The sequence below is a fragment of the Streptosporangium sp. NPDC049078 genome (genome assembly GCF_040648855.1).
Classification (GTDB): Bacteria; Actinomycetota; Actinomycetes; order Streptosporangiales; family Streptosporangiaceae; genus Streptosporangium.
This window is the reverse complement of the sequence record NZ_JBEZEL010000019.1, coordinates 146352-164993: the sequence shown is the minus strand read 5'-3', so window position 1 is coordinate 164993 and position 18642 is coordinate 146352. Positions and strand designations below refer to the sequence as shown.

Genomic DNA, 18642 nt, shown 5'->3' with positions numbered 1-18642 from the left:
GACCGTTGGAGGCGCCGTCCTGGTTCACCGCGGAACCCCGCAGGACGGCCAGGACCTGGTGGCCGTTGCGTCGCGCGTCGGACAACCGCTCCAGGACCACCATGCCGACGCCCTCGGCCCAGCTGGTGCCGTCGGCGGCGTCGGAGTAGGACTTGCAGCGTCCGTCGGCGGCGAGCCCGCCCTGAGCGCTGAACTCCACGATCCCCATCGGCGTGGCCACCACGGTCACACCGCCGGCCAGTGCCAGCGAGCAGTCGCCCGAGCGCAGCGCCTGCGCCGCCATGTGCATCGCCACCAGCGACGACGAACACGCGGTGTCCACCGTCACCGCCGGGCCCTCCAGCCCCAGCGTGTAGGACAGCCGGCCCGAGGTCACGCTTCCCGCCTGGCCCGTCACCATGAAACCGCGGGCCTCGTCCGACGGGATGTAGCCGGAACCGCTCGCGCCGACGTAGACACCGGTGTCGCTGCCCCGCAGCGACAGCGGGTCGATTCCGGCGCGTTCGAACGCCTCCCAGGTGGTTTCCAGCAGGACGCGCTGCTGCGGGTCCATCCCCAGGGCCTCACGCGGCGAGATCCCGAAGAACCCGGCGTCGAAGTCCGCGGCGTCGGACATGAAGCCGCCGTGGAAGTCCAGCTCGCCGTTCACCTGCCAGCCCCGGTCGACCGGCAGCGGGGAGATGGCGTCGCGCCCCTCGGTGACGAGCCGCCACAGATCCTCGGGAGAGCGCACCTCACCCGGATAGCGGCAGGCCATCGACACGATCACGATCGGGTCGTCGGCCACCGACGCGATCGCCGTCGGAACGACGACGTCACCGTGCTCACCCAGCAGTTCGGCCAGCAGGAACTCCGCCAGCACCACGGGGGTCGGGTAGTCGAACACCAGGGTGGCGGGCAGCCGCAGTCCGGTGGCGGCGTTGAGCCGGTTGCGCAGTTCGACGGCGGTGAGGGAGTCGAAGCCCAGCTCGCGGAACTCCCGCCGCACCTCCACCATCTGCGGAGAGTCGTGTCCCAGCGCCGTGGCGGCCTGGGCTCGGACCAGCTCGGTCACCAGCCGGCCGCGGTCGGCGGGGGGCAGCCCGGCCAGCTGCCGCAGCAGCGCCCCGTCCGCGCCCGACACCGGGGCCGCCGCCGTACGGCGGGTGCCCCGCACCAGCGAGCGCAGCAGCGGCGGTACCTCACCGAACGCCCGCAGCGCCGGCAGGTTGAGCCGGACCGGCGCGACCACCGGCGTGTCGCAGCCCAGGACCGCGTCGAACAGCGCCAGCCCCTCGGCGAAGGAGAAGAGCTGGAATCCCGCGGCCGTCAGCCGGCGGAGGTCCGTCTCGGAGAGCTCTCCGGCCATGCCTGCGTCCGCCGCCCACGGTCCCCACACCAGGGACAGGCCCGCCATGCCCTGGGCCCGGCGGTGCTGGGCGAGGGCGTCCAGGTAGGCGTTGGCCGCCGCGTAACCGCCCAGTCCCGCGCCGCCGACCAGCCCGGCCATCGAGGAGTACATGACGAAGGCGGTCAGGTCGAGGTCCCGGGTGAGCTCGTGCAGGTGCCAGGCGCCGTCGACCTTGGGCCCGAACACGTTGGCCAGCCGCCGGGCGTCCAGCGACGGGATCATGCCGTCGTCACGGACGCCCGCGGTGTGGACGACCGCGGTGAGCGGGTGCTCCGCCGGCACGCCGGCGAGCAGTTCCGCCACCTGGTCACGGTCGGCCAGGTCGCAGGCGACGACGGTGACCTCGACCCCGTGCGCGATCAGCTCCGCCTGCAACTCCACCGCGCCCGGAGCGTCCAGCCCTCTTCTGCTGGTCAGCAGCAGGTGCCGGACCCCGTGCTCGGCCACCAGATGCCGGGCCAGGTTGCTTCCCAGACCGCCCGTACCACCCGTGATCAGAACGGTGCCTTCGAGGTCCGGCCGCCGCGCGCCGTCCTCACCCGGGGTCAGGCGGACCAGCCGGGGAACGCGGACCACGTGTTCGCGGATCGCCATCTGGGGCTCGCCGCAGGCCAGCGCCTCGGGCAGTGCCGACAGCCCGGTCTCCCGCTCGTCCACGTCGACCAGTACGAAGCGTCCGGGGTTCTCGGCCTGCGCGACGCGTACGAGGCCCCAGACCGCGGCCGCCGCCGGATCCGTGACGATCTCGTCTTCCCCGCCGACGACCGCACCTCGGGTGACCAGCACCAACCTCGACTCGCTGAACCGGTCGTCGGCCAGCCACTGCCTCAGCAGTTCCAGCACCCGGCCGGTCAGCTCCCGTGCCGCCGACGCCCCGGCCGCCCCGGCCGCCTCGGCGGGCGAGCCGATCTCGACGGTCACGACGTCCGGCACCCGGTCCAGTGCCCCGGGCTCGGCCTGACCCGGCTCGGCCCAGCGCAGCTCGCTCAGCTCCGGACGGCCCGGTTCCGACCAGTCCAGCTCGACACAGTCCAGGCCGGCCACCGCGTCCGTCGGAGAGACGACCGTGGGCGCGACCACCCACTCCAGGGTGAACAGCGCGTCCCGCTCCGGTCCCTGGCCGCCGGAGGCGAGCATCTGGTCCGCGGACACCGGCCGGAACACCAGCGACTCCGCCGTCAGCACCGGCGCGCCCTCGGCGTCCACCGCCGCCAGCGACACCGAACCGCCTCCGGTCTTGACCAGCCGCACCCGCAACGCCGAAGCGCCGTTGGCGTGCAGGCAGACGCCGCTCCAGGAGAACAGCAGCCGCCCCTGGCCCGGCTCCGTCAGATCCATGAACGAGGCGGGCTGCAGCGCCGCGTCCAGCAGCGCGGGATGCAGGCCGAACAGACCGACGTCGCCGACCTCCTCCGGCACCTCGACCTCGGCGAAGATCTCCCCGTCGCGCTGCCAGGCCGCCCGCAGTCCCTTGAAGGTGGGTCCGTAGACCACGCCGCCCTCGGCCAGATCGTCGTACAGCCCGTCCAGCGCGATGGGCGCCGCGCCCTCGGGCGGCCAGACGGCCGTGTCGAACCGCGCCGTACGCGCTCCGACCCCCAGCACACCGGCCGCGTGCCGTACCCAGGGCTGGTCCGGCGCGTCGGCGAGCCGCGCGTAGATCGCGATGTTCCTGCGGCCCGTCTCGTCGGACGCGCTCACCACCACCTGGACGGCGACGGCGCCGTCCCGGGTGAGCACCAGCGGGGCGGCCAGGGTGAGCTCCTCCACCCGGTCGCAGCCGACCTGGTCCGCCGCCCTGATCGCCAGCTCAAGGAAGCCGGTGCCGGCGAACAGCGCCGTGTCGGCCACCGCGTGGTCGGCGAGCCAGGGGTGCGCGCGCACCGACATCAGGCCGGTGAGCAGCGCGCCGTCGGAGTCGGCGAGCCCGACCGCGGCGCCCAGCAGCGGATGCCCGGCCGCGACGAGGCCGAGCCCTCGGGCGTCGGCGATCCGCACCCCGCTCGGCCAGTAACGCCGATGCTGGAAGGCGTAGGTCGGCAGGTCGACCCGCCGGCCGCCGGTCAGCACCTGCTGCCAGTCCACCGTCACGCCCCGGACGAACAGCTCGGCCGCCGAGACCAGCACCCGGTCCAGGCCGCCCTCGTCGCGGCGCAGCGTCCCGGCGACCACCGCGGCCACCCCGGCCGCGTCCACGGCCTGCTCGATTCCCAGCGTCAGCAGCGGGTGCGGGCCGACCTCGACGAACACCCGGTACCGCTCTTCCAGCAGCCGCTCGACCGCCGGGGCGAACTCCACCGTCCGCCGCACGTTCTCGTACCAGTAGCCGGCGTCCAGCTCCGTGCCGTCCAGCCACCGCCCGGTCGCCGTCGACAACATCGCCACCCGCGCCGCACGCGGCGCCACCTCCGCCAGGTCCGCCAGCAGGTCGTCACGGAACCGCTCGACCTGGGGCGAGTGCGCGGCGAAGTCCGCGCCGGCCAGCTGCCAGCGCATGACGCCTCCGGCCGACAGGCGCCGCTCCAGCACCCGCATGGCCTCCCCGTCGCCGGCGACGGTGACCACCCTGGGCCCGTTGACCGCGGCGATCGAGATCCGGTCCAGCAGGCCGTCCTCGGCGAGCGCCGCACGCACCTGCTCCACCGGCGCCATCACCGACAGCATCACCCCGTGCCCGGACAGCCGCTCGGCGATCAGGCGGCTGCGCAGCGCCACCACCCGCGCACCGTCCTGCAACGACAGGCCACCGGCCACCACCGCCGCCGCGATCTCGCCCTGCGAATGACCCACCACCGCGTCCGGGTGAACCCCCAGCGACTCCCACACCGCCGCCAGCGACACCATCACCGCGAACGAGACCGGCTGGACCACGTCCGCCCGCTCCAGTGACGGAGCACCCTCCACCTGCCGGATCACGTCCAGCAGCGACCAGTCCACGAACGGCTCCAGCGCCGCCGCGCACTCGGCCATCCGAGCCGCGAACACCGCCGACTCCTCCAGCAGGGCGGCGCCCATGCCCGCCCACTGCGCCCCCTGACCGGGGAACACCCACACCGTCAGGCCGTTCACGTCCGCCGAGCCGCGCACCACGCCCGCCGTGGAGTCTCCGGAGACGACCGCCGCCAGCCCTGCCAGCAACTCCTCCCGGTCGCCCCCGACCACCACCGCGCGGTGGTCGAACATCGACCGCGACGACACCAGCGACGAGCCCACGTCCACCGGGTCGAGCTCGCCCCTGGCCCGAACATGCGCCGCCAACCGCCCGGCCTGCGCCCGTACCGCGTCGGCCGTACGAGCCGAGATCACCCAGGGCAGTACGCCGCCCGCCGGTCCGGCGGGCTCCTCGGCCGCCGGCTCCGCCGCCTCGGGGCCCTGCTCAAGGATCATGTGGGCGTTGGTGCCGCTGATGCCGAACGACGACACCGCCGCCCGGCGGGGGTGACCGTTCCGCGGCCACTCGATCGGCTCGGTCAGCAGCTCCACCGCGCCGGAGGCCCAGTCCACGTGCGAGGACGGCTCGTCCACGTGCAGCGTCCGGGGCAGCATGCCGTGCCGCAGGGCCATCACCATCTTGATCACACCTGCGACGCCCGCGGCGGCCTGGGTGTGACCGATGTTCGACTTCACCGAACCCAGCAGCAGCGGCCGGTCCTCCGGCCGGTCCTGGCCGTACGTCGCCAGCAGCGCCTGCGCCTCGATCGGGTCGCCCAGGGCGGTGCCGGTGCCGTGCGCCTCGACCGCGTCCACCTCGTCGGCGGACAGCCCGGCGACGGCCAGGGCCTTGCGGATCACCCGCCGCTGCGAGGGGCCGTTCGGCGCGGTCAGGCCGTTGGACGCGCCGTCCTGGTTGATCGCCGACCCGCGAACGATCGCGAGCACCTGGTGGCCGTTGCGCTGGGCGTCCGACAGCCGCTCCAGCATCACCAGGCCGACACCCTCGGACCATCCGATGCCGTTCGCCGAGTCGGAGAACGCCTTGCAGCGGGCGTCCGGTGCGAGGCCGCCCTGCTCACCGAGTTCTCCGAACGCCGCGAGCGTCGATATGACGGTGACGCCACCGGCCACCGCGAGCGAGCACTCCCCGTTGCGCAGGGCCTGTGCCGCCATGTGGATGGTCACCAGCGACGACGAGCACGCGGTGTCCACCGTCACCGCCGGACCTTCCAGGCCCAGGGTGTAGGAGATCCGGCCGGAGGCCACACTGGCCAGCTGCCCGGTCATGATGTGACCGCGAGACTCCTCCCCCGGCATGTAGCCCGAGCCGACGGAGCCGATGAACACGCCGGTGTCGCTGCCGCGCAACGAGTCGGGGTCGATGCCCGCGTTCTCCAGGACCTCCCAGGCCGCCTCCAGCAGCAGTCGCTGCTGCGGGTCCATCGCGAGCGCCTCACGTGGCGAGATCCGGAAGAACTCCGCGTCGAACTCGGGCGCGTCGAAGACGAATCCGCCCTTCAGGTCGATGTCACCGTGGGTCTGCCAGCCTCTGTCGGTCGGCAGCGGGGTGATGGCGTCCTGTCCCTCGATGACCAGCCGCCACAGGTCGTCCGGGGAATTCACCCCTCCGGGGTAGCGGCAGGCCATCGAGACGATCGCGATCGGGTCGTCCCCGACCGAGACCGTGGCCACCGGCAGGATGGCGTCGCCGTGCGCGCCGAGCACCTCGCTCAGCAGATACTCTCCCAGCGCGGTGGGGGTGGGGTAGTCGAAGACGAGGGTGGAGGGCAGCCGCAGCCCGGTGGCGGTGTTGAGGCGGTTGCGCAGTTCGATCGCGGTCAGCGAGTCGAAGCCCAGCTCGCGGAACTCCCGCCTGACGTCCACCGCCTCCAGCGAGGGGTACCCGAGGACGGCCGCGGCCTGGGTGCGGACCAGGTCGGTCACGAACCGGGTCCGCTCGGCCTGCGTCAACCCGGCCAACTGCCGCAACAGGGTGCCCTCGCCCAGGGCGGGCGCCGATGCCGCCGTACGGCGGGTGCCGCGCACCAGGCCGCGCAGCAGCGGCGGCACCAGCTGAGCGGGCATCGCCGGTACGTTCAGCCGCACCGGGACCACCAGCGGCGCATCCGAGTCGATGGCGGCGTCGAACAGCTCCAGCCCCTGCTCGGTGGTGATCGGCGGCAACCCGGCCGCGGTCATCCGCTGCACGTCGGCCTGCGACATGGCCCCGGTCATCCCGGTGGCCTGCGCCCACAGTCCCCAGGCCAGCGACAGCCCCGGCAGTCCCTGCGCCCGGCGCCGCGCCGTCAACGCGTCCAGCCAGGCGTTCGCCGCCGCGTAGTTACCCTGACCCGCACCGCCCATCAGCCCGGCGAGCGAGGAGAACACCACGAACCCGGCCAGATCCATGCCCTCGGTCAGCTCGTGCAGATGCCACGCCGCGTCCACCTTCGGCCGCAGCACCGCATCCAGCCGCTCCGGCGTCAGCGAGGCGATCGTGCCGTCGTCCAGCACACCGGCCGCGTGGATCACCGCGGTCAGCGGATGATCGGCGTCCACCCCGGCCAGCAGCGCCGCGACCGCGTCCCGGTCGGCCATGTCGCACGCCGCGACCGTGACCTCGACCCCGTGCGCGATCAGCTCGGCCTGCAGCTCCACCGCCCCCGGAGCCTCCAGACCCCGGCGGCTGACCAGCAGCAGATGCCGCATCCCGTGCTCAGCCACCAGATGCCGGGCCACCTCCGCACCCAGACCACCCGTCCCACCGGTGATCAACACCGTGCCCTCCGGGTCCCAGACCCGGGGCATCGTCAGCACGATCTTGCCGGTGTGCCTGGCCTGGCTCATGAACCGGAACGCCTCCCGGCCACGGCGCACGTCCCACGCCGTCACCGGCAACGGCCGCAACTCACCCGCCGCGAACAACTCCATCAACTCGGCCAGGATCTGCCGCAGCCGCTCGGGCCCGGCGTCCAGCACGTCGAACCAGTGGTACTCCAGGCCGGGGAACTGCTCCTGGTCGCGGATGTCGAGCTTGCCCATCTCCACGAACCGGCCCCCGGGGCGCAGCAGTCGCGCCGAGGCGTCGATGAACTCACCCGTCAACGAGTTGAGCACCACGTCGACGCCCCGCTCACCGCAGACCTCCCGGAAGCGGTCCTCGAACTCCAGGGTGCGCGAGGAGGCGATGTGATCGTCGGGGATGCCCATCGACCGCAGCACGTCCCACTTCGCCGGACTCGCGGTCGCGAAGACTTCCACCCCGAGCCGCTGGGCCAGCTGGATCGCCGCCATCCCGGTCCCACCGGTGCCCGCGTGCACCAGCAGCGACTCGCCCTCGCGCAGGCCGGCCAGATCCATCAATCCGTAGTAGGTGGTGAGGAACGAGACCGGGATCGTCGCGGCCTCCTCGAAGGAGACTCCGTCGGGGATCCTGGTCACCCCGCCGGCACCGGTGACCACCACCGGGCCGAAACCGCCCTCGGTCAGACCGACCACGCGGTCACCCACGCGCAGGTCCTCGACCCCTGGGCCGACCTCAAGCACCACACCGGCGGCCTCGCCACCCATCAGGCCGACCTTGTCCTGGAACCAGCCGAGTGCGTTCAACCCGTCCAGCAGGTCACGGAAGTTCACCCCCGCCGCACGCACCGCCAGCCGAACCTGCCCTGCCTCCAGCGGCTCGCCCGCCTGCGGGAACGGCAGCAACTCCAACGCGTCCAGGCTGCCCTTGGCCCGGCTGCCCAACCGCCACGCCTTCTCACCGGCCGGAGGCAACAGACCCGCACCCGAGGTCAGCGACGCCAACCTCGGCACCCGCACCCCACCCTCACGCACCGCCACCTGCGGCTCACCGGAAGCCAGCACCCCGCTCAGCAGTGCGGGAAGCACGGGAAGCGCAACCCTCGGCGCATCGGGCGAGGTCTCATCCGCAGCCGGGTCCGGATACTCGTCTCCGTACTCACCATGGCGCAGATCGACCAGCGCGAACCGGCCCGGGTTCTCCGACTGCGCACTACGCACCAGGCCCCACACGGCAGCTGCCGCCAGATCGGAGACCGTCTCATCGTCACCGGCCGCGACCGCGCCCCGGGTGACGAACACCAGACGCGAATCGCCGAACCGCTCGTCGGCCAGCCACCCCTGCAACAGAGCCAGCACCCCGGCCGTCGCCGCACGCGCCGAGGCCACCGCGTCCCCGGCGGAATCGGCCACCACCCCGGCCAGCACCGTCCCCGGCACCGCCCCCGCCTCGCCCAACGCCGACAGATCACGGTGAACCGGCACCGAGTGCCCGGCCGACTCCCACATCGCCACGAGGCCCAGGGCGTCCGGCTCGAACCCGGAGAAACCGACCACCGCCACCGACGCAGGGTCAGCCACCGAAATCTCGGAAAGCGGCGTCCAGTCCAGCCGGAACAGCCCATCCCGCTCCGCCACCTGACCGCCGCCGACGGCGAGCTGATCAGGCGTGAACGGGCGCAGCACCAGCGACCGCGCCGACAGCACCGGCTCGCCCGCGGCGTCCACCGCCGTCAGCGACACGGCGTCATCACCCGTCCGGAGCAGTCGCACGCGCAGCATCGCCGCTCCGGTGGCCTGCAGGTTCACCTGCCCCCAGGAGAACGGCAGCCGGCCGCCCTCGACCGGCTCCAGCCCCACGAACGGCACCGCGTGCAGCGCCGCGTCCAGCAGCGCCGGATGCACCCCGAACGAACCCGCGCTCGACGCCGTCTGCTCGGGCAGCGCGACCTCGGCGAACACCTCACCATCGGCACCACGCCAGGCCGCCCGCAGCCCCTGGAACACCGGGCCGTACTCGAACCCGCCCGCGGCCAGCCCTTCGTACGCCCCGTCCAGCCCGATCGCGGTCGCGCTGGCCGGAGGCCAGACCGTCGCGTCGAACGGCCCGGCATCGGGAGCACCGGTGGCCGGGGCGCCGACGGCCAGCGTGCCGGTGGCGTGCCGCACCCACGGCACATCGTCGGCGGCCTGTGCCGACCGGGCGTAGACGTTCACGCTCCGGTGACCCGTCTCCTGCGCGGCCCCCACCCACACCTGCACCGCGACGGCATCGGTCTCGCCCAGCACCAGCGGCGCCGTCAGGGTGAGCTCCTCCACCAGGTCACAACCGACCTGGTCACCGGCACGCACCGCCAGCTCAAGGAAACCGGTCCCCGGGAAGATCACCGTTCCTGCCACCGCGTGATCGGCGAGCCACGGATGCGACGAGAGCGACAACCGCCCGGTCAGCAGCACACCGTTGGAGTCGGCCAGGCCCACGGCGGCGCCCAGCAGCGGATGCCCCGCCACCGCCAGCCCAGCCGCGGCCACGTTGCCCACCTGGGAACCCGCTCCCACCGGCCAGAACCGCTCATGCTGGAAGGCGTAGGTGGGCAGATCCACCCGCCGGCCACCGGGCAGCACCTGCTGCCAGTCCACTGCCACGCCACGCACGAACAGCTCGGCCGCCGAGACCAGCACCCGCTCCAGGCCGCCCTCATCGCGGCGCAGCGTCCCGGCGATCACGGCCTCCACCTCGGCCGCGTCCACGCACTCACCAACCCCGACCGTCAGCACCGGATGCGAGCTCACCTCGACGAACACCCGATACCGCTGCTCCAGCAACTGCCCGACCGCCGGAGCGAAAGCCACCGTGCGCCGCAGATTGTCACACCAGTACCCGCCATCGAGCTCCTGGCCCTCCAGCCACTGGCCGGTCACCGTCGACAGCATCGGCACCCGCACCGGCTGCGGCGCCACCCCCGCCAGGACCTCGGCCAGCTCCTCTCCGATCAGATCCACCTGCGCCGAATGCGAGGCGTAATCCACCGCGATCCGCCGCACCCGCACCTCTTCAGTGCCCAGTTGCTCCACCAGTTCCTCGACGGCTGCGATCTCACCGGCCACCACCACCGAGTTCGGGCCGTTCACCGCCGCCACCGAGATCCGCCCGTCCCACGCCGCCACCCGCTCGGTGACCTGCTCGACCGGGAGCGCGACCGACGCCATCGCCCCCAACCCCGCCAGCCCACGCCCGATCACCTGACTGCGCAGCGCCACCACCCGGGCGCCGTCCTGCAACGACAGGCCACCGGCCACCACCGCCGCCGCGATCTCACCCTGCGAATGCCCCACCACCGCGTCCGGCCGCACTCCCAGCGACTCCCACACCGCCGCCAGCGAGACCATCACCGCGAACGACACCGGCTGCACCACATCCACCCGATCCAGCCCCGGAGCACCCTCCACACCCCGGATCACCTCCAGCAGCGACCAGTCCACGAACGGCTCCAACGCCGCCGCACACTCCGCCATCCGCGCCGCGAACACCGCCGACTCCTCCAACAGAACCGCACCCATCCCCACCCACTGCGCCCCCTGACCCGGGAACACCCACACCGACTTGCCCACCACATCGGCCACCCCGGACACCACATTCGCCGTGGGCTCACCCGAAGCCACCGCACCCAACCCCGCCAGCAAACCCCCACGACCCCCGCCGATCACCACCGCACGGTGCTCGAACACCGACCGCGACACCACCAGCGACGACCCCACATCCACCGGGTCAAGCTCGTCGGCCGTCTCCACCAGCGCACCCAGACGGCTCGCCTGCTCGCGCAACGCCTCCTCGGTCTTCGCAGACACCACCCACGGCACCGCACCCGGCGCCTGGCCCTGGTCACGCGACTCCCGCTCAGGAGCCTCCGGCCCCTGCTCCAAGATCACGTGCGCGTTGGTGCCGCTGATCCCGAACGACGACACCCCCGCCCGACGCGGACGACCCGTCTGCGGCCACTCCGTCGCCTCGGTCAGCAACTCCACCGCACCCAGAGACCAGTCCACATGCGACGACGGCGCGTCCACGTGCAACGTCCTGGGCAGCACCCCATGGCGCATCGCCATGACCATCTTGATCACACCGGCCACACCCGCCGCCGCCTGGGCGTGACCGAGGTTCGACTTGATCGACCCCAGCAGCAGCGGCCGATCCTCGTCCCGATCCTGGCCATAGGTCGCCAGCAACGCCTGCGCCTCGATCGGGTCACCCAGCGTCGTCCCCGTACCGTGGCCCTCGACCGCGTCCACCTCGGACACCGAGAGCCCCGCCCCGGCCAGCGCCTGACGGATCACCCGCTGCTGGGAGGGACCGTTCGGCGCCGTCAACCCGTTCGACGCGCCGTCCTGGTTCACCGCCGAACCCCGCACCACCGCCAGCACCTGGTGGCCGTTGCGGCGGGCATCCGACAGCCGCTCCAGCACCAGCATGCCCACACCCTCGGACCAGTTGACCCCGTCGGCCGCATCCGAATACGACTTGCACCGGCCGTCATCGGCCAGCCCGCCCTGGGCACTGAAGTCGATGAACGGTCCCGGGTTGGCCATCACGGTCACACCGCCGGCCAGCGCCAGCGAGCAGTCACCGCTCCGCAGCGCCTGCGATGCCAGATGCAACGCCACCAGCGAGGAGGAGCACGCGGTGTCCACCGTCACCGCCGGGCCCTCCAGCCCGAAGGTGTAGGAAAGGCGACCGGTCGCCACGCTTCCGGCGGTGCCGGTGCCGACGAACCCCATCACCTCCGGCGGGAACGACACGCTGGTCGCGTAGTCGTGGTACATGACCCCGGCGAACACGCCGGTACGGCTGCCGCGCAGCGACGCCGGGTCGATCCCGGTCCGCTCGATCGCCTCCCACGACGTCTCCAGCAACAACCGCTGCTGCGGGTCCATCGCGAGCGCCTCACGCGGCGAGATCCCGAAGAACCCGGGGTCGAACTCCCCGGCCTCGTGCAGGAAACCGCCCTCACGCACGTAACTGGTGCCCCGGTTCTCCCGATCGGGGCTGTAGAACGCCGCCGGATCCCAGCCACGCGTGGTCGGGAACGGCGAGATCGCGTCCGTGCCCTCGGTGACCAGTCGCCACAGGTCCTCCGGAGAGGTGACCCCGCCCGGATAGCGGCACGCCATGCCCACGATCACGATGGGGTCGTCGGCCACCGGCCGGACCGCGCTGGGAGCCACCACGTCCGCGTGCTCACCGAGCAACTCGGCCAGCAGGAACTCCGCCAGCACGGCCGGCGTCGGGTAGTCGAACACCAGCGTGGCCGGCAACCGCAACCCGGTCGTGCCGTTCAGCCGGTTGCGAAGATCCACCGAGGTCAACGAGTCGAACCCCAGCTCGCGGAACTCCCGCCGCACCTCCACCGTCTCCGGCGAGACGTGCCCCAGCACCAGGGCCACCTCGGTACGTACCAGGTCCACCAGGACCTCGGCGCGTTCGGCCACCGTGAGCGGAGCCAGTCGCTGGAGCAGCGTGCTGGCCGCCTCCGACCTCCCCGCGGCGGACCGGCGCCTTCCCCGCACCAGCTTGCGCAGCAGCGGCGGAACCTCGCCCTGCGCGCGGAGCACCGGCAGATCCAGCCGGACCGGGGCCACGACCGGTTCGCCGGAACGGATCGCCGCCTCGAACAGGGCGACGCCCTGCTCCGGTGCGATCGGTGGCGTGCCGGCACGGGCCAGCCGCTCCATGTCGCCGTCGCTCAGGGTGCCCGTCATCCCACTGTCCTGAGCCCACGCACCCCAGACCAGTGACAACCCGGCCAGCCCGGCGGCCCCACGGTGCTGAGCCAGCGCGTCGAGGAACGAGTTCGCCGCGGCGTAGTTGCCCTGCCCGGGAGCTCCGATCACACCCGCCACCGACGAGAACATGACGAACTCGGCCAGATCCAGGCCCTGGGTGAGCTCGTGCAGATGCCAGGCGGCGTCCACCTTCGGCCGCAGCACCGCATCCAGCCGCTCCGGTGTCAGCGAGAGAATGGTCCCGTCGTCCAGCACACCGGCGGTGTGGATCACCGCGGTCAGCGGATGATCGGCATCGATCCCGGCCAGCAGGTCCTCGACCTGACCTCGGTCGGTCACATCGCAGGCGGCGACGGTGACCTCGACTCCGTGCGCGATCAGCTCGGCCTGCAACTCCACCGCGCCCGGAGCCTCCAGACCCCGGCGGCTGACCAGCAAAAGGCGCCGTACCCCGTGCTCGGCCACCGCATGCCGCGCGAACAACGCGCCCAGACCGCCGGTGCCGCCGGTGATGAGCACCGTGCCCTGCGGGTCCCAGACCCGGGGCATGGTGAGCACGATCTTGCCGGTGTGCCTGGCCTGGCTCATGAACCGGAACGCCTCCCGGCTCCGGCGCACGTCCCAGGTCGTCACCGGCAACGGCCGCAGCTCACCGGCCGCGAACAGCTCCATCAACTCGGCCAGGATCTGCCGCAGCCGCTCGGGCCCGGCGTCCATCACGTCGAACCAGTGATACTCCAGCCCCGGGAAACTCTCCTGGTCGCGGATGTCGAGCTTGCCCAACTCGACGAACCGGCCCCCGGGGCGCAGCAGACGCGCCGAGGCGTCGATGAACTCACCCGTCAACGAGTTGAGCACCACATCGACGCCCCGCTCACCGCACACCGCGCGGAACCGCTCCTCGAACTCCACACTCCGCGACGAGGCGATGTGATCGTCCGGGATGCCCATCGACCGCAGCGCATCCCACTTCGCCGGACTCGCGGTCGCGAACACCTCGACCCCGAGCCGCTGGGCCAGCTGGATCGCCGCCATCCCGGTCCCACCGGCGCCCGCGTGCACCAGCAGCGACTCGCCCTCGCGCAAACCGGCCAGATCCATCAGCCCGTAGTAGGTGGTGAGGAACGCCACCGGGATCGTCGCGGCCTGCTCGAACGAGAACCCGTCGGGAATCTTGACCAACCCGCCGGCACCGGCGACCACCACCGGGCCGAAACCACCCTCGACCAGGCCGACCACGCGGTCACCCACGCGCAGGTCCTCGACACCGGGACCGACCTCAAGGACCACTCCGGCGGCCTCGCTGCCCATCAGGCCGACCTTGTCCTGGAACCAGCCGAGTGCGTTCAGCCCGTCCAGCAGGTCACGGAAGTTCACCCCCGCCGCACGCACCGCCACCCGAACCTGCCCGCTCTGCAGCGGCTCGGCCGCCGCCGGAAACGGAAGCAACTCCAGCGCGTCCAGGCTGCCCTTGGCCCGGCTGCCCAACCGCCACGAACCCGCACCGGCCGGAGGCAACAGACCCGCACCCGAGGTCAGCGACACCAGCCTCGGCACCCGCACCCCACCCTCACGCACCGCCACCTGCGGCTCACCGGAGGCGAACACCATGGGCAGCATCCCGGGCAGAGCCGCCAGCGACTCCTGCTCTTCGTCGATGTCGACCAGCAGGAACCTGCCCGGGTTCTCCGACTGGGCACTGCGCACCAATCCGCACACCGCGGCGGCCGGCAGATCCGACACCACCTCACCGTCTTCGGCGGCGACCGCACCCCGGGTCACGAACACCAGCTGTGAATCGCGATACCGCTCGTCGGCGAGCCACTGGCGCAGCAGGTCGAGAACACGCGTGGTGAGGAGGTGCGTCGCGTCCACCACCGCGCCGGCCCGATCGGAGACCACTTCGGTCACCACGACCCCCGGCGCCCGGTCCGTGTCCCCGAAGGTCGACGGATCCGCGAGGTCGAGCGCGTCAAGGGCGGCCACCGTCACCCTGGGCGCGGGGTCGGCCACCGGTGCCACCCGCGCCGACGGCAGCGCCGTCCACTCCACCCTGAACAGGGGGTCCTGTTCGCTCCGGCGGCCGCCTTCGCCGGTGGTCGCCGCGATCGGGCGCAGTACGAGTGACCGCGCCGTCAGCACCGGTTCACCCGTGACATCGGCCACCGTCAACGAGACGGCGTCGCCCTCGGTCCTGGCCAGTCGTACCCGCAGTGCCGACGCCCCACCGGCGTGCAGGCACACCTCACCCCAGGAGAACGGCAGGCGGGTGCCTTCGGCATCGTCCAGTCCCGCGAAGGTCACCACGTGCAGTGCCGCGTCCAGCAGGGCCGGATGCACGCCGAACGAACCGGCGTCCGACTCAAGCCGGCTCGGCAGGCTCACCTCGGCGAAGATCTCGTCATCATGCCGCCAGGCCGCCCGCAGTCCCTGGAACAGCGGCCCATAGCTCAGTCCGCCCTCGGCGAGCTGCTCGTACAGCCCGTCCAGCTCGATCGCGGACGCGCCCCGGGGCGGCCAGACGTCGGTGTCGAGTCGCTCGGCGACCTGGCCGCCGGCGGCGAGGACACCGACCGCGTGCCGTACCCACGGCTCGTCGTCGTCGGCCGTGGCCGGCCGGGTGTAGATGCTCAGGTCGCGCCGGCCGGACTCCTCGGCGCCCACCCACACCTGCACCGCGACGGTGTCGGTCTCGCCCAGCACCAGCGGCGTCGCCAGGGTGAGCTCCTCCACCAGGTCGCAGCCGACCTGGTCACCGGCTCGGATGGCGAGCTCCAGGAACGCGGTGCCGGGGAAGAGCACCCTTCCGGCCACGACGTGATCGGCCAGCCACGCCTGCGACCGCAACGACAGCTGACCGGTCAGCAGTACGCCGTCCGAGGCGGCGAGCGCCACGGCGGCGCCCAGCAAAGGGTGCCCCGCCGCGGCCAGTCCCAGGTTTCTGGCGTCACCCATCCGCCGTTCGCGGGGCCAGTACCACTCGTGCTGGAACGGGTAGGTGGGCAGGTCGACCCGGTGCCCGCCCGGCAGCACCGAACGCCACTCCACCGGCACCCCGTGCACGTGCAGCTCGGCGAGCGCCGTCATCGCCGCCGTGTGCTCGTCGCGGTCCTTACGCAGTACCGGCACGAACACGGCGTCCGGCTCGCGCGCCTCCGCGTCGGTGGCGAGGGTGTCGGCGGCCATCGCGGTGAGCACCCCGTCGGGGCCCAGCTCCAGATACGCCCGCACCCCCTGGCCGTGCAGCGTACGGACGGCGTCGGCGAAGCGGACCGCGCCACGCACCTGCTCCACCCAGTACTCCGGTGAGCACAGCTGCTCGTCGGTGGCGAGCTCCCCGGTCAGCGTCGAGACCACCGGGATCCGCGGCGGGTCGTAGGACAGCGTCGCCGCCACCGCCCGGAACTCCTCCAGCATCGGATCCATCAACGGCGAATGGAACGCGTGCGACACTCGCAACCGCTTCGTCCGCACCCCCCGCTCCTCCAGGGCCGCGGCCACCTCCAGCACGGCCTCCTCGGTACCGGAGATCACCACCGACGCGGGACCGTTCACCGCCGCGACCGACACCTCCTTCTCCCGCCCGGCCAGCAGCTCGACGACCACCTCTTCGGAGGCCCGCACCGACACCATCGCCCCACCCGCGGGCAGCGCCTGCATCAACCGCGCCCGACCCGCCACCAACACACACGCGTCCTGCAACGACAGCACACCGGCCACATGAGCCGCCGCGATCTCCCCAACCGAATGCCCCGCCAGCACATCCGGCGCCACTCCCCAGGACTCCACCAGCCGGAACAACGCCGTCTCCACCGCGAACAGCGCCGGCTGCGCCCACCCGGTCCGATCCAGCGCCTCCGCCTGCGCCGACCCCGGCTCGGCGAACAGCACCTCACGCAGAGACCCCTCAAGCAGCGGATCCAGCTCCGCGACCACCGCGTCCAACGCCGCCGCGAACACCGGGAACCGCTCATACAACTCCCGGCCCATCCCGGCCCGCTGACTGCCCTGACCGGTAAACAACACCGCAAGTTCCGGCTGCGCCCCGGCCACCCCGCGCACCACACCCGCACCCGGCAGACCCTCGGCCAACGCACCCAGCCCGGCCAGCACCCCCTCACGACCATCGGCCAGCACCACCGCCCGATGCTCGAACGCCGACCGCGTCGTCGCCAGCGAGAACGCCACATCGGCCAACCCGAGACCGGGCTCACCCTCCAGGAACGACGCCAACCGCCCGGCCTGCGCCCGCAACGCCCCCGCCGTACGACCCGACACCACCACCGGCACCACACCCGCGCCCGCCGGTGCCCGCTCATCCGCGCCAGGCACGGCGTCAGGAGCTCCCGGCCCCTGTTCGATGATGACGTGCGCGTTCGTGCCGCTGAAACCGAACGACGACACACCCGCCCGCCACGGCCGATCCACCTGGGGCCACGGCCTGCTCTCGGTCAGCAGTTCCACCGCTCCCGAGGCCCAGTCCACGTGCGAGGACGGCTCGTCCACGTGCAGCGTCCGAGGCAGCACCCCGTGCCGCATCGCGAGCACCATCTTCATCACACCCGCCACACCGGCGGCCGCCTGCGTGTGACCGATGTTCGACTTCACCGACCCCAGCAGCAGCGGCCGGTCCTCCGGCCGGTCCTGGCCGTACGTCGCCAGCAACGCCTGCGCCTCGATCGGGTCACCCAGCGTGGTGCCGGTGCCGTGCGCCTCCACCACGTCCACGTTCGCGGGAGTGAGTCCGGCGCCGGCGAGCGCCTGGCGGATCACCCGCTGCTGGGAAGGACCGTTCGGCGCGGTCAACCCGTTGGACGCGCCGTCCTGGTTGATCGCCGAACCCCGCACCACCGCCAGCACCTCGTGGCCGTTGCGCTGGGCGTCCGAGAGCCGCTCCAGCACCAGCATGCCGATGCCCTCGGCCCAGCTCGTGCCGTCCGCCGCGTCGGAGAACGCCTTGCACCGCCCGTCACCGGCCAGGCCGCCCTGCGCACTGAAGTCGATGAACATTCCGGGCGTGGCCATCACGGTCACGCCTCCGGCCAGGGCCAGGTCGCACTCGCCCGAGCGCAGCGCCTGCGCGGCCAGGTGCAGCGCCACCAGCGACGACGAGCAGGCGGTGTCCACCGTCACCGCCGGCCCCTCCAGGCCCAGCGTGTAGGCGATACGCCCGGTGGCGATGCTTCCCGCGGTGCCGGTGCTGACGAAGCCCCGCACGTCCAGCGGGAACTCGACGCTCGGACCGTAGTCGTGGTAGATCACACCGGCGAACACGCCCGTGTGGCTGCCGCGCAGCGAGACCGGGTCGATCCCGGCCCGCTCGAAAGCCTCCCAGGAGACCTCAAGAAGCAACCGCTGCTGCGGGTCCATCGCCAGCGCCTCACGCGGCGAGATCCCGAAGAACCCGGGATCGAACACCCCCGCGTCGTGCAGGAAGCCGCCCTCACGCACATAACTGGTACCCCGGCTCTCCCGGTCCGGGTTGTACACCATCCCGAGGTCCCAGCCACGCGACGTCGGGAACTCCCCGATCCCGTCCCCACCCTCGGACACAAGACGCCACAGGTCCTCAGGGGAGTTGACATCCCCGGGGAAGCGGCACGCCATCGAGACAATCGCGATCGGATCGTGCCTGCCCGACTCGACCTCCTGGAGCCGCCGACGGGTCTCGCGCAGGTCGGCGGCGACCGACTTCAGGTAGTCAACGAGCTTCCGGTCCTGCGACATCGGCGCGT

General features: G+C 72.4%; 1 protein-coding gene (cut by a window edge). It reads right to left on the bottom strand.

Annotation, left to right across the window (positions count from 1 at the left end):
• Positions 1 to 18634, bottom strand: partial view of an SDR family NAD(P)-dependent oxidoreductase gene (locus tag AB0B90_RS29980; protein ID WP_362925886.1) — the start only. It extends 31997 nt beyond the left edge of the window; the window shows 18634 of its 50631 coding nt (coding positions 1–18634); the start codon lies at positions 18632 to 18634; the stop codon falls past the left edge of the window.
• Between the last annotated feature and the right edge of the window lie 8 nt (positions 18635 to 18642).